At 60.0% G+C, this 20,109-nt stretch carries 16 protein-coding genes; 6 read left to right on the plus strand and 10 right to left on the minus strand.

From position 1 onward, the window contains the following. Positions 1–101: 101 nt before the first annotated feature. The 6 genes from JJD74_RS02900 to mreB all read right to left on the minus strand — a co-directional run bounded on the left by JJD74_RS02900 (position 102) and on the right by mreB (position 8,925). Positions 102–3,908, minus strand: a complete 3,807-nt coding sequence (locus tag JJD74_RS02900) for a YhdP family protein (RefSeq protein ID WP_200611154.1) — start codon at positions 3,906–3,908, stop codon at positions 102–104. 75 nt (positions 3,909–3,983) lie between these two features. Further along, positions 3,984–5,441, minus strand: a complete 1,458-nt coding sequence (gene rng, locus JJD74_RS02905; protein WP_042557652.1) for a ribonuclease G — start codon at positions 5,439–5,441, stop codon at positions 3,984–3,986. 57 nt (positions 5,442–5,498) lie between these two features. Next, on the minus strand, positions 5,499–6,095 hold the full coding sequence (locus tag JJD74_RS02910; RefSeq protein WP_047299771.1) for a Maf family protein: 597 nt from the start codon (positions 6,093–6,095) through the stop codon (positions 5,499–5,501). Between the two features lie 36 nt (positions 6,096–6,131). Next, entirely contained in the window at positions 6,132–6,623 is a 492-nt protein-coding gene (gene mreD / locus JJD74_RS02915) for a rod shape-determining protein MreD (RefSeq protein ID WP_042557650.1), read from the minus strand. Then, on the minus strand, positions 6,623–7,747 hold the full coding sequence (gene mreC, locus JJD74_RS02920; protein WP_200611471.1) for a rod shape-determining protein MreC: 1,125 nt from the start codon (positions 7,745–7,747) through the stop codon (positions 6,623–6,625). Before mreC ends, mreD begins: the two co-directional genes overlap by 1 nt. A gap of 140 nt (positions 7,748–7,887) precedes the next feature. Next, positions 7,888–8,925, minus strand: a complete 1,038-nt coding sequence (gene mreB / locus JJD74_RS02925) for a rod shape-determining protein MreB (protein ID WP_002555108.1) — start codon at positions 8,923–8,925, stop codon at positions 7,888–7,890. 211 nt (positions 8,926–9,136) lie between these two features. Between mreB and gatC the strand changes: the two genes are divergently transcribed. From gatC to JJD74_RS02955, 6 genes are all read left to right on the plus strand, one after another. After that, positions 9,137–9,424, plus strand: a complete 288-nt coding sequence (gatC, locus tag JJD74_RS02930) for an Asp-tRNA(Asn)/Glu-tRNA(Gln) amidotransferase subunit GatC (protein ID WP_007901429.1) — start codon at positions 9,137–9,139, stop codon at positions 9,422–9,424. 16 nt (positions 9,425–9,440) lie between these two features. Beyond that, positions 9,441–10,892: an Asp-tRNA(Asn)/Glu-tRNA(Gln) amidotransferase subunit GatA gene (gatA, locus tag JJD74_RS02935; protein WP_115147464.1), complete on the plus strand. Its 1,452-nt coding sequence runs from the start codon at positions 9,441–9,443 to the stop codon at positions 10,890–10,892. A gap of 10 nt (positions 10,893–10,902) precedes the next feature. Then, the gene (gene gatB / locus JJD74_RS02940) at positions 10,903–12,348 is read left to right on the plus strand and encodes an Asp-tRNA(Asn)/Glu-tRNA(Gln) amidotransferase subunit GatB (protein WP_042557647.1); all 1,446 of its coding nucleotides are present in this window, start codon (positions 10,903–10,905) and stop codon (positions 12,346–12,348) included. 149 nt (positions 12,349–12,497) lie between these two features. Beyond that, positions 12,498–12,872 (plus strand): septal ring lytic transglycosylase RlpA family protein, encoded by a 375-nt coding sequence (locus JJD74_RS02945; RefSeq protein ID WP_042557646.1) that lies wholly within the window; start codon positions 12,498–12,500, stop codon positions 12,870–12,872. A 46-nt stretch (positions 12,873–12,918) separates the two neighbouring features. Next, a complete protein-coding gene (locus tag JJD74_RS02950; RefSeq protein ID WP_115147491.1) occupies positions 12,919–13,980 on the plus strand; it encodes a calcium/sodium antiporter in 1,062 nt (353 codons plus the stop codon). Beyond that, positions 13,977–14,354, plus strand: coding sequence for a carboxymuconolactone decarboxylase family protein (locus tag JJD74_RS02955; protein ID WP_042557645.1), 378 nt, complete (start codon positions 13,977–13,979; stop codon positions 14,352–14,354). The genes JJD74_RS02950 and JJD74_RS02955 overlap by 4 nt, the downstream gene beginning before the upstream one ends. A gap of 85 nt (positions 14,355–14,439) precedes the next feature. On the opposite strand, the gene JJD74_RS02960 is transcribed toward JJD74_RS02955, so the two are convergent. From JJD74_RS02960 to JJD74_RS02975, 4 genes are all read right to left on the minus strand, one after another. Further along, on the minus strand, positions 14,440–15,381 hold the full coding sequence (locus JJD74_RS02960; RefSeq protein WP_200611163.1) for an AEC family transporter: 942 nt from the start codon (positions 15,379–15,381) through the stop codon (positions 14,440–14,442). A 174-nt stretch (positions 15,382–15,555) separates the two neighbouring features. After that, positions 15,556–17,109 (minus strand): galactarate dehydratase, encoded by a 1,554-nt coding sequence (gene garD / locus JJD74_RS02965; protein WP_200611177.1) that lies wholly within the window; start codon positions 17,107–17,109, stop codon positions 15,556–15,558. Between the two features lie 11 nt (positions 17,110–17,120). Beyond that, positions 17,121–18,572 carry an MFS transporter gene (locus tag JJD74_RS02970; RefSeq protein WP_215729555.1) on the minus strand — a complete coding sequence of 484 codons (1,452 nt, stop codon included), beginning with the start codon at positions 18,570–18,572 and terminating at the stop codon, positions 17,121–17,123. Positions 18,573–18,643: 71 nt separating this feature from the next. Beyond that, positions 18,644–20,089 (minus strand): aldehyde dehydrogenase family protein, encoded by a 1,446-nt coding sequence (locus JJD74_RS02975; RefSeq protein WP_200611180.1) that lies wholly within the window; start codon positions 20,087–20,089, stop codon positions 18,644–18,646. Positions 20,090–20,109 lie beyond the last annotated feature (20 nt).

Consider the following 20,109-nt stretch of genomic DNA (forward strand, 5'->3'; position numbering starts at 1 on the left):
GTAGGAACTGCCGAAGGCTGCGATCTTTTGATCTTGATCGTTTAAAAGCAAAAGATCGCAGCGTGCCGCAGCCCCTACAGATTGGGCTAGCCTCATGCTACTCAAAAAGGCTTGTCGAAAGTGATTTTCGGCTCTTTCCACGGGCCCTTAACGGTGTATTTCACACTGGCAAAGCGTGACACACGGTCGCCGATGAGCTTGTCGATCAGGAACAGCGCCCCGCCGACCGCCGGAGCCCCCACGATCAGCGCGGCGATTGGCAGGTTGTTGGTCACCGGAAGCGTCACCAGCAACTTGGCGTCGACCTGCTCAGCCACCAGGTCCAACTTGCCGTTGAGCTCAATATTGCTCGATGGCCCGGTCAGGCGAATTGGCTCTTTGGTATCGTAAACACCGTTGGTCGCCACCAGCAGGCCTTTGACCCGGTCATAGCTCAGACCTTTGCCAAACAGATCGGAAAAGTCCAGGCGCAAACGGCGGCCAATGGAGTTGAAATTGAGCAGGCCGAACACTCGCAAAGCCTGCGCGCCGCCTTCTACCTCGACAAACTGGCCCTTGTTCAGCGACGCATCGAGGGTGCCGGAGAAACGCTTGGTCGCCAGCCACGCCGGCGAACCCGGCCAGCGGCCATCGACATCCATGTGGAATTCTTCGCTGGTCACACTCGGTGCGAAGCCCCAGCCTTTGAGGACATCGGCGAGGTTCTTGCCGCCGATCCGCCCCTTGAACCAGCTAGTGCTGGAACCCGCCACACCTTCCCAGCCGCCATTGCCCTGCAACAGGATGCCTTTGAGCCCCATGTCGAGATTGTTCATGGCGATCCCTCTGCTGGTGGGGCGGATCTTCAGCGACCAGCCACCGACCAGATCCTGGCCCAGGAACAGTTGATTGATGGTGATATCCAGCGCCGGGATTTTCGTTGGATCGACAGACGCCAACGGATCAGGTGAGTTCTCGTCAGCCTGCACCGTCGGATCCGACGCCGGCAGTCGCACGTACTGCAGGTTCACCGCAATCGGCGCGTTTTTGGCGTCTGGCAGGCCAGCAGTGCCTTTGGCCTGCTGACTGTCGAGCGCCAGATTCCACGCCCCCGGTTTGCGATTCAACTGGACCGAGGCCTGATCCAGCGTCGTGCCGAATGCCGTCAGTTTGCCAATCTTGAAATCGGCACTGCTCAACAGTTGCTTGGCATTGCCGCCCGGATCCTGTCCGGCGTATTTGCCAACCAGATCCTGCCAGGGTGCGACGTCCAGCTCCGACAGCACACCGCGAACCCGCAAACCCTTGGCACCCGGCAACACGGCTTCGCCCGCCCCGAGGAACAATTCACCGCGCCCCTGGGCAAAATCAGTCGGCGGCGCAGCAAAGGTAAAACTGGCCAGTTGACCGTAACTGACCCAATAACGCCGCTCCTGCCCTTGCAGGGTCATGCGGAAAACGGTGTCTCGACCGACATCCGCCGCCATGCCAAACGGTGCTGGCAGATCGACCGCAACACCTTTGAGATTGGAGCTGACCATCAACTGGCTGTCGTTACCGTCCAGATTCAGTTGCAACTGATAGGGAATCGTCCCGGACGCTGGCAACGGTTGAGTGACACCGAGCCAGTCAGTCAGTTTCTTGACTTCGACCTGCCCCGACGCAGCGACCCGGGTCTTGAGCTGGTTGGCGCTGCCATCAGCGAAAATCTGCGCAGTGACTGGCTTGTCGAACGCTCGGGCAGCGATATTCTGCCCGCTGAGACCCTTGGCGCTGTCGAAACGGAAATCACCCTTGAGCTGCGTCAGCTCCAGTTTCGGCTCCGCCAGCTTCAGCCGCGCGTTGGCGGTCTTGAAGTCGACGACGATTTTCGGCTGGTCGCCACCCTTGTCCAGCGGCACGTCGAGTTTGAGCTTGCCTTGCAGATCGCCCGCGCCTTCCCAACCGGCAAAGGTTTCACCGGTGCCGATCGGTGCATCCTGAAGAATCTTCAAACCGTCCCCCAGACAACCCGCGAACGCGCCGTCGAGGTACATATGGGTATGTTGTCCGGCCGGGACATGGGGAATGTTGACGAAGACGTTGCTGACCTGGGTGTCGAGCAATTGGCCTTTGCTGGCCCAGATCCGCACGCCGCTGTCCTCGATGAACACGTCGCCACTGACCTTGCTGACATGCGGCCAACCTGGCTGGAAGGCCAGTTCGGCGTCATGCACCTTGAAGAACAGACTGATGCTGCGATCAGCCTCCCCGGCGTTCTTGCTCAGCGAGCCTTGATACTGAAAGAAACCCTGATCCACCGCGCCCTTGAGAATCGCCGTACGTAGCCATTCATCCAGCGCCGGGCTCAACACTTCGGGCAGGTACTTGGCGGTATAGCGGCCGTCGCCGTCAACCAGACCGACCCGCAGATCCATGTAGTCTTCCTGGCTGTGATCGAAGTGCAGGCGAATCAGGAAGTCACCGGCAATCTTGCCCTCTTCGCCCAGTACCTTCAAATACGGTGCAATCAGGGTGAAGCCGTCCTTATCAAGCTTCCAGGTGAGGCGGGCGTTGGCCTGAATGTATTGCCAAGGCTTGGCGAAAATCGGATCGAGGTGCAGGACGAAATCCTTGCTGTCCATGCGCAACTCACCTCCATCGAGGTTGCCGCTCAGGCTACCGCTGACATTCCGCGCCGCCGGAGCGCCGTGATAGGCGTCAAAACCTACGGAATCGAGGTTGGCAGCGAAACCGAATTTGGTTCCGTCCGTGGCATTAGGGCGGAAATCCAGCAGGACATTGCGCAGGCCGCCGGTGACCTTCAGGCGCTCCACGGCTGTGGCGACACCCTGCGGCAACGGCCCCAGCGCGTTGAGCAGTGGGGTGATGGGGGTCAGGTCGAGGCGATCAGCCTGTAAGTGCCAGAGCTCCTCGACCTTGTCAGTGGCCCGGGTCTGCTGCACTTGTACCCGCGATTCCCAGCGGGTTTCGCCGACATTCATCGCCAGCGAATCGAAGGTAACCGTCGCGCCTTTGGCACTGTTTTCGTAATAGGCGTTGAGCGCCAGATTGTTGATCTGGATCGGCTTGCGCTCGGCGTAAGCACCGCTCAGTTGCGGGGCATTCAAACGAATCGCGGCACTTTGCAAAGTGCCCTCGGCCCAGTTCACCCAAAGCTCGCCGCCGGCTTTGATCTCGGAGAAATTCCACTGCTGGGTCAGACGCTCCGGCAGCCACTTCGACCAGTCGCTTTGCGGCAGGCTGGCGTAACCTTCCATCGTGCTGTCGCGTAACTGACTGGGGCGAATCCGCGTGCGCAGGCTCAACGCTACAGGTTGGCCGTCAGGCAAGGTCAAGCGTGCGTCAAGGCGTTGCCGACTGGCACCGGTCTTCAGATTGAGGCCGACATAGGTGAGCGTCATCGGTGGGTGATCCAGCGGCTGCAAGGTCACCTGGCTTTCGAGCACCGACAATTGCTGAATCATCTGCGAGCGGTTGAACAGTTGCTCGGGATCCAGCGGCTGATCCTTCTGCACCGGCAAACCTTCCAGCGCCCAGGTGCCGTCCTCGGCTTCCTTGAGGCTGATTTTCAAGCCATTGAGTTCCAGATGAGCGATGCGCACTTCGCGGGCCAACAGGCTGGCCCAAAGATCGGGCACTGCCCGCACACGATCGAGGCGCAAGGCATTGGCGCCATCGCCGACCATCACATCATGGGCCAACAGGATTGGCGCAAAACCGCTCCAGCTGCCTTCCAGTTCGCCAATCTGCAACGGCATGCCGAGGGCGGCGCTGGCCTTGTCTTCGATGTCGGCTCGATATTCGGCCACCAACGGCGTCAGTTCGCGGCCGAGACTGACGTACAACGCCATCAACACCAGAACCAACGCGCACAGGCCCAGCCCCCAACGGGTGAGTGCGGCCAAAATGCGTGTCAGACGGTCCATGTCAGTTGGCTCCCATGGCAAAAATACTGCGAAAAGCTGAGGCCAGCCGCTGTGAAAAAAGGGTGATGCAGGGGTTCAGAGCAGCACCACGTCATATTGTTCCTGGGAATACATGGTTTCCACCTGGAAGCGTATGGTGCGGCCGATGAACCCTTCAAGCTCGGCGACATTACCGGATTCTTCATCAAGCAGCCGGTCCACCACTTTCTGGTTCGCCAGCACCCGATAACCCTCGGCCTGATAGGCCCGGGCCTCACGAAGGATCTCGCGGAAGATCTCGTAACAGATGGTTTCCGCAGTCTTCAATTTGCCGCGACCCTGACAGCAACTGCACGGTTCGCACAGCACTTGCTCAAGGCTTTCGCGGGTGCGCTTGCGGGTCATCTGCACCAGGCCCAACTCGGTAATACCGATGATGTTGGTCTTGGCGTGATCGCGCTCCAGCTGTTTTTCCAGGGTTCGCAGAACCTGGCGCCGGTGCTCTTCATCTTCCATGTCGATGAAGTCGATGATGATGATCCCGCCCAGATTGCGCAGGCGCATCTGCCGGGCTATCGCGGTCGCCGCTTCGAGGTTGGTCTTGAAGATGGTTTCTTCGAGATTGCGATGACCAACGAAAGCGCCGGTGTTGACGTCAATGGTGGTCATGGCTTCGGCCGGATCGACCACCAGATAGCCACCGGATTTCAGCGGCACTTTGCGCTCGAGCGCTCTCTGGATTTCGTCCTCGACACCGTACAGATCGAAAATCGGCCGCTCGCCCGGATAGTGTTCCAGTCGATCGGCGATTTCCGGCATCAGTTCGGCGACAAACTGCGTGGTTTTCTGGAAGGTTTCCCGGGAATCGATGCGGATCTTCTCGATTTTCGGATTGACCAGATCACGCAACGTGCGCAAGGCCAGGCCGAGGTCTTCGTAGATCACGCTCGGCGCGGCGATGGTTTTGATCTGTTCGTTGATCTGATCCCACAGGCGCCGCAGGTAGCGGATGTCCATGAGGATCTCATCGGCCCCGGCACCTTCGGCGGCGGTCCGCAGAATGAAGCCGCCGGCCTCCTTGATGCCTTCTTTGGCGACACAATCGGTGACCACCTGCTTGAGGCGATCGCGCTCGGCTTCGTCTTCGATTTTCAGGGAAATGCCAACGTGGGCGGTGCGCGGCATGTACACCAGATAGCGCGATGGAATCGACAATTGCGTCGTCAGACGCGCACCTTTGGAACCGATCGGATCCTTGGTGACTTGTACCACCAGGCTCTGGCCTTCGTGCACCAGCGAGCTGATGCTTTCCACCGCCGGGCCTTCGCGCAGAGAGATTTCCGCGGCATGAATGAACGCCGCACGATCAAGGCCGATGTCGACGAAGGCTGCCTGCATACCCGGCAGTACCCGGACAATCTTGCCTTTATAGATGTTGCCGACGATCCCGCGCTTTTGCGTGCGCTCGACGTGGACTTCTTGCAGCACACCGTTTTCGACCACCGCCACGCGCGATTCCATCGGCGTTATGTTGATCAGAATCTCTTCACTCATGGCAGGATCTCGTTCAGGCGTGTTCACGATAATGGCCGCATCTTGTTCGTACGACGCTTATTGCGCGTTCAGGTTTTGCCAACAGGGTATGCCGAAATGGCCCAACAGTTCTGCGGTTTCGCAAACAGGCAGCCCGACCACCGCTGAATAGCTGCCATTGAGCCCCGCGACAAACACCGCGCCGAGCCCTTGAATGCCATAACCACCGGCCTTGTCCCGGGGTTCACCGCTGGCCCAGTAGGCAGCGGCCTCCTCGCGGCTGATCGGCCGGAACCGTACCAGACTGCGCACCACCCGCGACTCGCAGCGCTCGCCTTCGAGCACAGCGATGGCGGTCAGCACTTCATGTTCTTTGCCGGACAACATCATCAGCATGGCGCATGCGTCGGCTTCGTCCACCGGTTTGCCAAGAATTTTGCCATCGAGCACCACCGCAGTATCGGCGCCCAGAACGCAAAACGGCGCAGCCGATACAACCGTGCGCCGCCCGGCCTCGGCCTTGCCGCGCGCGAGGCGTTCGACGTAGGCCGCAGGTGATTCTTCAAGGAATGGCGTTTCATCGATGTCCGCACTGATGGCGGAAAAAGGAACGCCGATCTGCGTGAGTAACTCACGTCGACGCGGCGATCCGGAGGCGAGGTAAAGCAGTTTCATCAAAACATCCCCTGTTCAGTGCCCTGCTTCACCGGCTCAATTGATTTTGTAGCGGCGGCGTAATCCACGCAAAGCGAAGCTGATCCAGGGCCAGAGCAAGGCACTGGTCAGTGCCGGCAGCACCAGCGCCAGGGTCGGTTGACGGTTACCGGTCAAGGCACTGAGCCACAACTGCACCAGTTGCGCGAGCCCGAAAATCACCAGAATCACCAGGCACTGTTGCCACATCGGGAACATGCGCAGGCGCTGTTGCAATGACAGCACCAGGAAAGTAATCAGTGTAAGAACGAGCGCGTTCTGCCCAAACAGATCGCCTTGCAACACGTCTTCGGCCAGGCCCAGGCAGAATGCCGTGACCATACCGACCGCGTGCGGCATGTAAAGCGCCCAGAATGTCAGCAGCAAGGCCAGCCACAGCGGACGCAGGATTTCCATGAAGATCGGTAACGGCGAAACGCTGAGCAATATGCCGACAACGAAGGTCAGCCAGATGATCCAGCCATTTCGGGAGGCTTTGACACCGACCATTATTCTCGTCCCCCAGTGGTGGCTGGCGTCGTTGCCGGCGGTTTGGCAGGTGGTTTGCTGGCGGCAGGAGAAGACGCCGGGGGCTTGGTCGCCGCCGGTGCGGCCGCAGGCGGCTTGCTCGCGGCAGGTTTGACCGGGGTCGCGGCTGGCGTCGTAGCGGCCGGCGTTGGCTCGGTAGCCGGAGCAGCAGGCGCCGGCATGACCAACGGTCGGGAAACCACAGAGGCCGGCATCGGACCGCCGCCATGGGCATCCAGCGCTTCTTGAGCTTGCGCGGCGTCGTTGGCGCGTTCCTCGGCGGTGCGCGAGTCGCTGAACACCAGCAGCAGGTAGCGGCTGCGGTTCAAAGCAGCGGTCGGCACGGCACGGACGATCGCGAACGGTTGGCCCGAGTCATGGATCACTTCCTTGACCGTCGCCACCGGGTAACCGGCCGGGAAGCGCTGGCCAAGACCGGAGCTGACCAGCAAATCGCCTTCCTTGATATCCGCCGTGTCGGCGACATGCCGCAGCTCCAGGCGTTCAGGGTTGCCGGTGCCGCTGGCAATCGCCCGCAGACCGTTACGATTCACCTGCACAGGAATGCTGTGAGTGGTGTCGGTCAGCAGCAGTACACGGGAGGTGTAAGGCATCAACTCGACCACCTGCCCCATCAAACCGCGCGCATCGAGCACCGGTTGACCGAGCACCACGCCGTCGCGCTCACCTTTATTGATGATGATGCGATGGGTGAAAGGGTTGGGGTCCATGCCGATCAATTCGGCCACTTCGACCTTTTCGTTGACCAGCGCAGAAGAATTGAGCAACTCGCGCAGCCGAACGTTCTGCTCGGTCAGCGCGGCAAGCTTTTGCATGCGGCCCTGATACAGCAGGTTTTCGGTCTTGAGTTTTTCGTTTTCGGCGACTAGCTCGGTGCGACTGCCGAACTGACTGGCGATACCGTCCCACAGCCGTCCGGGCAGGTCGGTGATCCAGTAGGCGTCCATCAACACCAGCGACGCTTGTTTGCGCGCGGGCTTGAGCAGGTCGAAGCGGGCATCGACCACCATCAGTGCGACCGACAGCACGGCCAGCACCAGCAGGCGCACACCCAGCGAAGGGCCTTTGGCGAAAAGCGGTTTAATAAGCCGCTCCTCCCAGGCAAATGTTCTGTTTATTCATACGGCATCAAACCGGCCTGGATGAAGACTGACAGAAGATAAACGCCAACAGGCAGCACTGCAAAGTGCTGCCTGTGCGCTCACCCACGTATTGCCTCAGCGACTTATTCGCTCGAGAGCAGATCCATGGTGTGCTTATCCATCATTTCCAATGCACGGCCACCGCCGCGAGCAACACAGGTCAGCGGATCTTCGGCAACGATCACCGGCAGACCGGTTTCCTGGGCCAGCAACTTGTCGAGGTCACGCAACAGCGCGCCACCACCGGTCAGCACCAGGCCACGCTCGGCGATGTCGGAAGCCAGTTCCGGCGGCGATTGCTCCAGAGCACTCTTCACTGCCTGAACGATGGTGGCCAGGGACTCTTGCAGAGCTTCCAGCACTTCGTTGGAGTTCAGGGTGAATGCGCGTGGAACGCCTTCGGCCAGGTTACGACCGCGAACGTCGACTTCGCGAACTTCGCCGCCCGGGTAGGCCGTACCGATTTCCTGCTTGATGCGCTCTGCGGTGGATTCACCGATCAGGCTGCCGTAGTTACGGCGCACATAAGTGATGATCGCTTCGTCGAAGCGGTCGCCACCCACGCGCACGGATTCGGCGTAGACCACACCGTTCAGGGAGATCAGGGCGATTTCAGTGGTACCACCACCGATATCGACGACCATCGAACCGCGCGCCTCTTCAACCGGAAGGCCGGCACCGATCGCAGCAGCCATCGGCTCTTCGATCAGGAACACTTCACGGGCACCGGCACCGAGGGCCGATTCACGGATGGCACGACGCTCAACCTGGGTGGATTTGCATGGAACGCAGATCAGCACACGAGGGCTAGGCTGCAGAAAGCTGTTTTCGTGAACCTTGTTGATGAAGTATTGCAGCATCTTTTCGCAGACGCTGAAGTCGGCGATCACGCCGTCTTTCATCGGACGAATGGCAGCAATGTTGCCCGGCGTACGACCGAGCATGCGCTTGGCCTCGGTGCCGACAGCAACGACACTTTTCTGATTACCGTGTGTCCGAATGGCCACAACCGATGGCTCATTCAGAACGATACCGCGCTCGCGCACGTAAATAAGGGTGTTGGCAGTGCCCAGGTCAATGGAAAGATCGCTGGAAAACATGCCACGCAGTTTCTTGAACATGGGAAAGGGACCCTAGGCAACGCGTGGGTAAAAAAGTGCGGCAAACTCTAACAACGACAGGGATTTTGGGCAAGGCGCCAATATGTTAAATTGGCCGCTTTTCTGTGCACCAAGCCCCACAATCGCGGCCTTATGACCGTAGAAGTGCGGTAGTGTTCCGACAATCTAACACACGGACGCCGTCCGTTCTGTTTTCCACTGGAGAATCCCGATGGCACTAGAACGCTCCGACGTGGAAAAAATCGCGCATTTGGCCTGCCTTGGCCTTAATGATGCCGATCTTCCGCACATCACCTCGGCCCTCAACAGCATTCTCGGTCTGGTCGACGAAATGCAGGCTGTTAATACCGACGGTATCGAGCCATTGGCCCACCCGCTGGAAGCCAGTCAGCGCCTGCGCGCCGATGTCGTGACCGAAACCAATCACCGCGAGGCCTACCAGTCCATCGCACCAGCGGTCGAAAACGGCCTGTATCTGGTTCCGAAAGTCATCGACTAAAGGGAATGAGCCTGCAATGCATCAAATGACTCTGGCCGAGATCGCTCGTGGTCTTGCCGATAAAAAGTTTTCCTCCGAAGAGCTGACCAAAGTCCTGCTGGCGCGTATTTCCCAGCTCGATCCGCAGCTCAACAGTTTCATCAGCCTCACCGAAGACTTGGCACTTGAGCAGGCGAAAGCCGCTGATGCACGCCGGGCCAACGGTGAGAGCGGCGCCCTGCTGGGTGCGCCGATCGCCCACAAAGACCTGTTCTGCACCCAGGGCATTCGCACCAGTTGCGGCTCGAAGATGCTCGACAACTTCAAGGCTCCGTACGACGCCACCGTGGTCGCCAAACTGGCCGCTGCCGGCGCCGTGACCCTGGGCAAAACCAACATGGACGAATTCGCCATGGGTTCGGCCAACGAGTCGAGCTGGTACGGCGCGGTGAAAAACCCGTGGAATCTGGAACACGTGCCGGGCGGTTCGTCCGGTGGTTCGGCGGCGGCCGTTGCCGCTCGTCTGTTGCCAGCGGCCACCGCCACTGACACTGGTGGCTCGATCCGTCAGCCAGCCGCGTTCACCAACCTCACCGGCCTGAAACCGACGTACGGTCGTGTTTCGCGCTGGGGCATGATCGCCTACGCCTCCAGCCTCGATCAGGGCGGGCCGTTGGCGCGCACTGCCGAAGACTGCGCAATTATGTTGCAAGGTATGGCCGGTTTCGATCAGAACGACTCCACCAGCATCGATGAGCCTGTGCCGGATTACTCCGCCAGCCTGAACGAATCGCTGCAAGGCTTGCGCATCGGTGTGCCGAAGGAATACTTCAGCGCCGGTCTCGACCCGCGCATTGCCGAGCTGATCCAGAACAGCATCAAAGAGCTGCAGAAGCTCGGTGCCGTGATCAAGGAAATCAGCCTGCCGAACATGCAGCACGCGATTCCTGCGTACTACGTGATCGCGCCGGCAGAAGCCTCCTCGAACCTGTCGCGTTTCGACGGCGTGCGTTTCGGCCATCGCTGCGAGAACCCGGAAAACCTCATCGACCTGTACAAGCGCTCGCGTGGCGAAGGCTTCGGCCCTGAAGTACAGCGCCGGATCATGGTCGGTGCCTACGCGCTGTCCGCCGGTTACTACGATGCCTACTACCTCAAAGCGCAGAAGATTCGCCGCCTGGTGAAGAACGATTTCATGACTGCCTTTAATGAAGTCGACATCATCCTCGGCCCAACCACGCCGAACCCGGCCTGGAAACTCGGCGCCAAGAACAGCGACCCGGTCGCTGCCTATCTGGAAGACGTCTACACCATCACCGCCAACCTCGCGGGCCTGCCGGGCCTGTCGATGCCGGCCGGTTTTGTCGACGGTCTGCCGGTCGGCGTGCAGCTGCTCGCTCCGTATTTCCAGGAAGGCCGTTTGCTCAACGTTGCGCATCAGTACCAGTTGAACACCGACTGGCACACCCGCACCCCAACCGGCTTCTGAGGAGACACACATGCAATGGGAAGTCGTGATCGGGCTGGAGATTCATACCCAGCTCACCACCCGGTCGAAAATCTTTTCCGGTAGTTCGACCACGTTCGGCTCCGAGCCGAACACTCAGGCGAGCCTGATCGATCTGGGCATGCCCGGCGTATTGCCGGTGCTGAACCAGGAAGCAGTGCGCATGGCGGTGATGTTCGGTCTGGCGATTGACGCCGAGATCGGTCAGCACAACGTGTTCGCGCGTAAAAACTACTTCTACCCGGATCTGCCGAAGGGCTACCAGATCAGCCAGATGGAATTGCCGATCGTCGGCAAGGGCCACCTGGACATCGCCCTGGAAGACGGCACGGTCAAACGTGTCGGCATCACCCGCGCGCACCTGGAAGAAGACGCCGGCAAGAGCCTGCACGAAGAATTCAACGGTGCCACCGGCATCGACCTGAACCGTGCCGGCACGCCGCTGCTGGAAATCGTTTCCGAGCCGGACATGCGCAGCGCTAAGGAAGCCGTGGCTTACGTCAAGGCGATCCACGCGCTGGTCCGTTATCTGGGCATCTGCGACGGCAACATGGCCGAAGGTTCGCTGCGTTGCGACTGCAACGTGTCGATCCGTCCGAAAGGCCAGGTTGAGTTCGGCACACGCTGCGAGATCAAGAACGTCAACTCGTTCCGCTTCATCGAGAAGGCGATCAACTCCGAGATCCAGCGTCAGATCGAGCTGATCGAAGACGGCGGCAAAGTGATCCAGCAGACCCGTCTGTACGATCCGAACAAGGACGAAACCCGTCCGATGCGCTCCAAAGAGGAAGCCAACGACTACCGTTACTTCCCCGACCCGGATCTGCTGCCAGTGGTCATCGAAGAGTCGTTCCTCGGCGAGGTGCGCGCCACCCTGCCGGAACTGCCTCCGCAGAAACGCGAACGCTTCCAGGAGCAATTCGGTCTGTCGGTCTATGACGCCAGCGTTTTGGCCACCAGCCGCGAACAAGCTGATTACTTCGAGAAAGTCGCAGCCATCGGCGGCGACGCCAAACTGGCGGCGAACTGGGTGATGGTCGAGTTGGGCAGCCTGCTCAACAAGCAAGGCCTGGACATCGACGAGTCACCGGTTTCGGCCGAGCAATTGGGCGGCATGCTGCAGCGCATCAAAGACAACACCATCTCTGGCAAGATCGCCAAGGTTGTGTTCGAAGCGATGGCCAACGGTGAAGGCAGCGCGGACGAGATCATCGAAAAACGCGGCTTGAAGCAAGTCACCGACAGCGGCGCGATCTCGGCGGTGCTGGACGAAATGCTCGCGGCCAACGCCGAGCAGGTCGAGCAATACCGCGCGGCAGACGAAGCCAAACGCGGCAAGATGTTCGGCTTCTTCGTCGGTCAGGCCATGAAAGCCTCCAAAGGCAAGGCCAACCCGCAGCAAGTGAACGAACTGCTGAAAAGCAAGCTCGAAGGCTGACCACAATGGAGCCAGAGCAAAAGCCTGGTTCCGATCCCTGTGGGAGCGAGCCTGCTCGCGAAAGCGTCATGGCATCCAATAGAGATATTGAATGTGATGGTCTCTTCGCGAGCAGGCTCGCTCCCACATTGTTATTTGGGAACTTTCGAATGAAACACCTGCTAGGCGCCTGCGCGCTGCTCTCCTTACTCGCCGGTTGCGCCAGCACTGACATCATCGACCCGCATGGTTACGACCAGACCGGCGTCGCCTCCTATTACGGAGCCAAACACCACGGTAAACGCACCGCCAGTGGCGAAGCGTTCAACCAGAATGCCCTGACTGCCGCCCACCGCCAGCTACCCTTTGGTACCCGGGTCAAAGTCACCAACCTGAAAAACGATGAATCCGTCGTGGTCCGTATCAACGATCGCGGCCCGCACACCCGTGGACGCTTGATCGATGTGTCCCGCAAAGCCGCCGAACAACTCGGTATGCTGCGCAGCGGCACTGCACGGGTTCGTGTGCAGGCCCTCGACGACTGATGGAGCGCCCACCATTTTCGCCCTAGCCGATTTGCCTTTGATCAGCCTGATCGAACTGTTCGCCGGGCTGTGCCTGTTGATCTTCGGCGCCGAACTGATGGTGCGTGCGGCAGTGCGCCTGGCTGCTCGCCTGCATGTGCGGCCACTGATCATCGGTCTCACCGTGGTCGCGTTTGGCAGCAGTGCGCCGCAAATGGCCGTCAGCCTGCAAGCGGCACAGGCGCATACCCCGGACATTGCGGTCGGTAGCGTGATCGGCAGCAGCATCTTCAATATTCTGGTGACCCTCGGCCTGTCGGCGCTGATCATTCCGTTGCGCGTGTCGCGGCAGTTGGTGCGCCTCGACATTCCGCTGATGATCGGCGCCAGTCTGCTGGTGTTCTTGCTGGCCTGGAATGAAGAGCTCGGGCGCCTCGACGGCATCCTGTTGCTGAGCGCACTGGCGCTGTACCTGGGTTTGCTGTTGCGCCAGTCGCGGCATTCGGTACGACCGCATGCGGAACAGCCTGAAACGGCGCCGGCATCGTGGTTCGTCAGTGTGCTGATGATCATTGTCGGCCTGGCCATGCTGGTGTTCGCTGGACGCCTGTTGCTGGGCGCCGCTGTCGTGGTAGCCACTGACCTTGGATTCTCCGAGCGAGTGATCGGCCTGACCGTCGTTGCTGTCGGCACTTCGCTGCCAGAACTCGCGACGTCGCTGATTGCGGCTCTGCGCGGGCAGCGGGACATCGCCGTGGGCAACGTGATCGGTGCCAACTTGTTCAATCTGCTTGGGGTGCTTGGGCTTACTGCACTGATCGCACCGATGCCTTTGTCTGTCTCGCCCAATGCGCTGGATTTCGACCTGCCGGTGATGCTCGGGGTCGCCGTGTTGTGTCTGCCGGTGTTCTATTCCGGCTACCGCGTGACCCGCGTCGAAGGTCTGCTGCTGCTCGGTTTGTATCTGGTGTACGGGCTGCACGTGGTGTCGTTCACCACCGGCATGCCACTGGCCGGCAAACTGGAGCGGCTGATGCTGTTTTACGTTCTGCCGCCGCTGCTGGCGTTTCTGCTATTCACGTCCGTACGCGCCTGGCGCCGCCAACACCACAAGAGGGATATGCCATGACCGAATCGAAGAAGTCCGGGGTTGAAGTCCGCCGTCAGGTAATGGGCGATGTGTTCGTTGATCGCGCCTTGGGCAATGCCACCGAATTCACCCAGCCGTTGCAGGATTTCGTCAATGAACATGCCTGGGGTGGCGTGTGGAATCGCGAAGGTCTGCCGCTGAAAACCCGCAGCCTGATTACCCTCGCCGCGCTGACCGCGTTGAAGTGCCCGCAAGAGCTGAAGGGCCATGTGCGCGGTGCATTGAACAATGGCTGCACCGTGGAAGAGATTCGCGAAGCGCTGCTGCATTGCGCGGTGTACGCCGGGGTGCCGGCGGCGATTGATGCGTTTCGGGCGGCGCAGGAAGTGATCGACAGCTACCAGAAAAGCTAAAAGCTCGCAGCCTTCGGCAGCTCCTACAGTGAAATGTGCTCCCCTGTAGGAGCTGCCGAAGGCTGCGATCCTTTGATCTTACCCTTCAGATCCACCCACCCCACTGCAAAATGAAGATCCCGAGATTGGTGGTAATCGCCGCCATCAACGTGGTCAGCACAATAATCGCCGCCGCCAGTTCATGATTACCCTGCGCTGCCCGGGCCATGACAAAACTGGCTGCCGCCGTCGGGCTGCCGAAGTACAGAAACAGAATCCCCAGTTCCGCCCCGCGAAAACCCCATAACCATGCGCCAAGGGTCGCGAGCACCGGCAAGCCGATCATCTTCACCAGACTTGAGCTGAGCGCCATGTTGCCGCTCTTGCGCAGCGCCGCCAGCGACAGCGTGCCGCCAATGCAGATCAACGCCAGCGGCAAGGTGGTTTGCGCCAGATACTGGCCGGAGGTTTCCAGCCATCCCGGCAGACTGATCTTGAAGTAGGCAAACGGCGCCGCCGCAATCACGCTGATAATCAGCGGATTGCTGAACACACTTTTGCAGATGCTCCACGGGTCGGATTTGATCACCGGGCTGTAGACCGCCAGCACAATGGTCGAGAGTGTGTTGTAGAACAGGATCACCAGCGCCGCGAGAATCGCCCCAAGCGAAATCCCGTAATCGCCATACATGCTCGCGGCGAGTGCCAGGCCGATCACCCCGTTATTGCCGCGAAACGCGCCTTGGGTATAGATGCCGCGATCTGCGCGCGGACACTTGAAAATCGCCCAGCCCCAAGCAACGGCAAAACTCACCAGCGTGGCAATCGAGAAGTAGATCAACAGTGCCGGTTGCAACGCGGCGTGCAGGTCGGCATGCAGTATGCCGAGGAACAGCAGCGCCGGCATGGTGACGTTGAACACCAGCGACGATGCCGTGTGGATAAAGTTGTCGTTGATCCAGTCGATGCGCTTGAGCAGCACACCGAGAAACAGCATGGCAAACACCGGCGCGGTGATGTTCAGGGTTTCGAGGAAGATTGCCAGCATGCCGGGGAGCCTTGGGTGAGCGTCGTTAGGGGGCTAATGATAAGCCACAAGACCTCCGGCGTCTGTGGGATCGCCTTCGCGAGCAGGCTCGCTCCCACACTGGATCGCATTCGCACAGACAGAACGCGATCGAATGTGGGAGCGAGCCTGCTCGCGAAGAACGATAACCCGGTCTCAGGTAATCGGCGCCGGATTAAACAACGTAATGTCGTTATGCAGCTTGTGCTTCTCCGCCCACGTCTGCTGTTTGCCGCTGGCAACATCCAGGTAGTAGTGGAACAACTCCCAACCCAGCTCCTCGATAGTCGCCCTTCCGGTCGCAATCCGCCCGGCATCGATATCGATCAGATCAGGCCAGCGCTGCGCCAGCTCAGTACGTGTCGACACCTTCACCACCGGCGCCATCGCCAGCCCGTAAGGCGTGCCGCGCCCGGTGGTGAACACATGCAGGTTCATCCCCGCCGCCAGTTGCAACGTGCCGCAGACGAAATCACTGGCTGGGGTCGCGCAGAAAATCAAACCCTTCTGCTTGAAACGCTCGCCTGGGCCAAGGACACCATTGATCGCGCTGCTGCCGGATTTGACGATCGAACCCAGCGACTTCTCGACAATGTTCGACAACCCGCCCTTCTTGTTGCCTGGTGTGGTGTTGGCACTGCGATCCGCTTCACCCTTGGCCAGATAGCGGTCGTACCAATCCATTTCGCGCACCAGTTCCTCGGCGACGGTTTTGGTTTGCGCCCGAGAGGTCAGCAGATAAATCGCGTCGCGCACTTCGGTGACTTCGGAAAACATCACCGTCGCCCCCGCCCGCAACAGCAAGTCCGAGGCATAACCCAGCGCCGGATTAGCGGTGATCCCGGAAAACGCATCACTGCCGCCGCACTGCATACCCAGGATCAGTTCAGAAGCCGGCACGGTTTCGCGGCGGCGCTGGTCGAGCTTCTTCAGACGCACCTCCGCCAACGCCATGATCTGCTCGATCATCTCGGTAAAACCGTGACTGGAATCCTGCAAGCGATACAGCCATGGATCGCTGAGATCGACCGAAGCGTCGTCCTCGTGCATCACCTGCCCGGCCTGCAATTTTTCGCAGCCCAGACTGATCACCAGCGCTTCGCCCCCCAGGTTCGGGTTGCGTGCCAGATTGCGCACGGTGCGGATCGGGATGTAGGCGTCGGTGGCAGTGATCGCCACACCACAGCCGTAACTGTGGGTCAGCGCCACCACGTCATCGACGTGCGGATACTTCGGCAGCAGCTCGTCCTTGATGCGTTTTACCGCGTGATCGAGCACGCCGGTCACGCACTGCACAGTGGTAGTAATGCCGAGAATGTTGCGCGTGCCGACGGTGCCGTCGGCGTTGCGGTAACCCTCGAACGTGAAACCTTCCAGCGGCGCCTGCGCCTGCGGCACCTCGGTGGACAGCGGCAGGCTGTCGAGCGGTGGCGCGGTCGGCATGCGCAGTTGATCTTCCTTGACCCAACTGCCGCGCGGAATCGGCTGCAACGCGTAGCCAATGATCTGGCCATAGCGAATCACCTGGCCACCCTCGGCAATGTCCTCAAGGGTGACCTTGTGGCTCTGCGGCACAAAATCCACGGTCACCAGACCGTCCGGGAACTCGGTGCCGGCCGGTACGCCCTGGTCGTTGACCACAATCACTACGTTGTCCCGCTCGTGCAGGCGGATGTAGCGCGGCGAGTCGGAATGTTCAATCAACTGCATGACACCGCTCCTCAGGAATGCGCTTGAGACAATTTACCGCTGGCTTCGACACCGCCAGTGGTTGGCGGCTCTTTGAGCACCACACGTTTGATCGGGCCGACGATCACCAGATAGCTGAACACCGCCACCAGTGCGTTGGCACCCACGAACACCAGCGCCCATTTGAACGAACCGGTGGAGCTGATGATGTAGCCAATCACGATCGGCGTGGTGATCGAAGCGATGTTGCCGAAAGTGTTGAACAGGCCACCGCTCAGACCGGCGATCTGTTTTGGCGACGTGTCGGAAACCACTGCCCAACCCAATGCGCCAACGCCTTTGCCGAAAAATGCCAGCGCCATGAAGCCCACGACCATCCACTCAACATCAACATAGTTGCAGGCGACGATGCTGCTGGAAACCAGCAAGCCCGCGATGATCGGTGCCTTGCGGGCGAAGGTCAGCGAGTGCCCCTTGCGCAGCAGGTAATCGGAAATCACCCCGCCGAGTACACCACCGATAAAGCCGCAGATCGCCGGCAACGAGGCGATGAAACCCGCCTTGAGGATGGTCATGCCGCGCTCCTGCACCAGGTACACCGGGAACCAGGTCAGGAAGAAGTAGGTGATGCCGTTGATGCAGTACTGGCCCAGATATACGCCGAGCATCATGCGGTTGGTCAGCAACTGGCGGATATAGTCCCACTTCGGGCCGTCGGATTTTTTGCCGCGCTGGTCCATGTCGACCATGCCGCCGTTATCAGCGATGTGCTTGAACTCGGCATCGTTGATGCTCGGGTGTTCGCGCGGGCTGTGGATAACCTTCAGCCAGATCAGCGAGAAGACGATGCCGAGGATACCCATGACGATGAACACGTGTTCCCAGCCGAAGCTGTAGACGATCCAGCCCATCAGCGGCGCGAACAACACAGTGGCGAAATATTGTGCCGAGTTGAAGATCGCCGAAGCGGTGCCGCGTTCAGCGGTCGGGAACCAGGCCGCGACGATGCGCGCGTTGCCGGGGAAGGACGGCGCCTCGGCCAGGCCCACCAGAAAGCGCAGCATGAACAGCGCAACAATCGCCGTGGACATGCCGAATTCACCGACAAAGCCTTGCAGCACGGTGAACAGCGACCAGGTGAAAATGCTCAGGGCATAGACTTTTTTCGAGCCGAAGCGATCGAGCAGCCAGCCACCGGGAATTTGCCCGGCCACGTAGGCCCAACCGAAAGCGGAGAAGATATAGCCGAGGGTGACCGCGTCGATGCCGAGGTCTTTTTGCAGGCTGGAACCGGCGATCGCAATGGTCGCGCGGTCGGCATAGTTGATCGTGGTCACCAGAAACAGCATGAGCAGGATCAAATAGCGGACGTGGGTCGGCTTTTGAGTCGGTTGCATGTAGATGTACTCCCACTGATTATTTTTATGCGCGGGTGAATCTTCTTTGGTCTGGCTTTTGTGGGAGCTGGCTTGCCAGCGATGCAGGCGACGTGGTGTATCAGTCACTCCGCGATGATGCTATCGCTGGCAAGCCAGCTCCCACAGGTATTGCTGGATCAGGAGCCGATGTAGCTGGTTTTCACAACCGTGTAGAACTCCTGCGCATAGCGACCTTGCTCACGTGATCCATAGGACGAGCCCTTACGGCCACCGAACGGAACGTGGTAATCCACGCCGGCAGTCGGCAGGTTGACCATCACCATCCCGGCCTGGGAGTGACGTTTGAAGTGGTTGGCGTACTTCAGCGACGTGGTAGCGATACCGGCCGACAGGCCGAACTCGGTGTCGTTGGCCATGGCCAGCGCAGCCTCGTAATCGGCGACGCGGACGATGTTGGCCACCGGGCCGAAAATCTCTTCGCGGCTGATGCGCATCGATGCTTCGCTGTCGGCAAACAGCGTTGGCGCGAGGAAGTAACCCTCGGTGTCGCAGGTCACCAGACCGCCGCCGCTGACCAGACGCGCACCTTCGGACTGGCCGATGTCGATGTATTTCATGTCCTGTTCAAGCTGTGCCTGCGAAACCACCGGACCGATATCGATGCCGGATTTCAGCGCGTGGCCGACCTTGATCGACTTCATGCGGTCGGCCATGGCTTCGACGAATTTGTCGTGAATCCCGGCGGTAACGATCAAACGACTCGACGCCGTGCAACGTTGGCCGGTGGAGTAGAACGCACTCTGCACCGACAACTCGACCGCTTGCTTGAGGTCGGCGTCGTCGAGAATGATCTGCGGATTCTTGCCGCCCATTTCCAGCTGGACCTTGGCCTGGCGCGACACACAGTTGACCGCGATCTGACGGCCAACACCGACAGAACCCGTGAAGCTGATGCCATCGACTTTCGGGCTGTTGACCAATGCTTCGCCGACCACACGGCCGCTGCCCATCACCAGGTTGAACACGCCGGCCGGGAAGCCTGCGCGGGAGATGATTTCGGCCAGCGCCCAAGCGCAGCCCGGTACCAGATCCGCAGGTTTCAACACCACGCAGTTGCCGTAGGCCAGGGCCGGAGCGATTTTCCATGCAGGGATGGCGATCGGGAAATTCCACGGGGTGATCAGACCGACCACGCCCAGTGCTTCGCGGGTCACTTCGACGTTGACGCCCGGGCGCACCGACGGCACGTAATCGCCGGACAACCGCAGGCATTCTCCCGCGAAGAACTTGAAGATGTTACCGGCGCGGGTCACTTCGCCGATGGCTTCGGGCAGGGTCTTGCCCTCCTCCCGGGCCAGCAACGTACCGAGCTCTTCGCGACGAGCGAGGATTTCCGAGCCGACCTTATCCAGCGAATCGTGACGAGCCTGAATACCTGAAGTCGACCAGGCCGGGAACGCTGCGCGCGCAGCGTCGATGGCAGCGTTGACCTGAGCCAGATCTGCCTTGGCGTAGTCGCCAATGGTGTCGCTCAGCTCGGACGGGTTGATGTTGGCCGAGTAATCGGAACCGGCGACCCATTCACCGTTGATGTAGTTGTCGTAGCGTTTTGAATCAGTCACTGAAATCGCTCCTCACGCAA

It is taken from the genome of Pseudomonas sp. MF6776, assembly GCF_016613125.1.
Taxonomy (GTDB): Bacteria; Pseudomonadota; Gammaproteobacteria; order Pseudomonadales; family Pseudomonadaceae; genus Aquipseudomonas; species Aquipseudomonas iridis.

Bases quoted from the DNA above. Each gene is read 5' to 3' on its own strand.
- JJD74_RS02900 (WP_200611154.1), bottom strand. From the start codon at position 3,908: ATGGACCGTCTGACACGCATTTTGGCCGCACTCACCCGTTGGGGGCTG.
- rng (WP_042557652.1), bottom strand. From the start codon at position 5,441: ATGAGTGAAGAGATTCTGATCAACATAACGCCGATGGAATCGCGCGTG.
- JJD74_RS02910 (WP_047299771.1), bottom strand. From the start codon at position 6,095: ATGAAACTGCTTTACCTCGCCTCCGGATCGCCGCGTCGACGTGAGTTA.
- mreD (WP_042557650.1), bottom strand. From the start codon at position 6,623: ATGGTCGGTGTCAAAGCCTCCCGAAATGGCTGGATCATCTGGCTGACC.
- mreB (WP_002555108.1), bottom strand. From the start codon at position 8,925: ATGTTCAAGAAACTGCGTGGCATGTTTTCCAGCGATCTTTCCATTGAC.
- gatC (WP_007901429.1), top strand. From the start codon at position 9,137: ATGGCACTAGAACGCTCCGACGTGGAAAAAATCGCGCATTTGGCCTGC.
- gatA (WP_115147464.1), top strand. From the start codon at position 9,441: ATGCATCAAATGACTCTGGCCGAGATCGCTCGTGGTCTTGCCGATAAA.
- gatB (WP_042557647.1), top strand. From the start codon at position 10,903: ATGCAATGGGAAGTCGTGATCGGGCTGGAGATTCATACCCAGCTCACC.
- JJD74_RS02945 (WP_042557646.1), top strand. From the start codon at position 12,498: ATGAAACACCTGCTAGGCGCCTGCGCGCTGCTCTCCTTACTCGCCGGT.
- JJD74_RS02955 (WP_042557645.1), top strand. From the start codon at position 13,977: ATGACCGAATCGAAGAAGTCCGGGGTTGAAGTCCGCCGTCAGGTAATG.
- JJD74_RS02960 (WP_200611163.1), bottom strand. From the start codon at position 15,381: ATGCTGGCAATCTTCCTCGAAACCCTGAACATCACCGCGCCGGTGTTT.
- garD (WP_200611177.1), bottom strand. From the start codon at position 17,109: ATGCAGTTGATTGAACATTCCGACTCGCCGCGCTACATCCGCCTGCAC.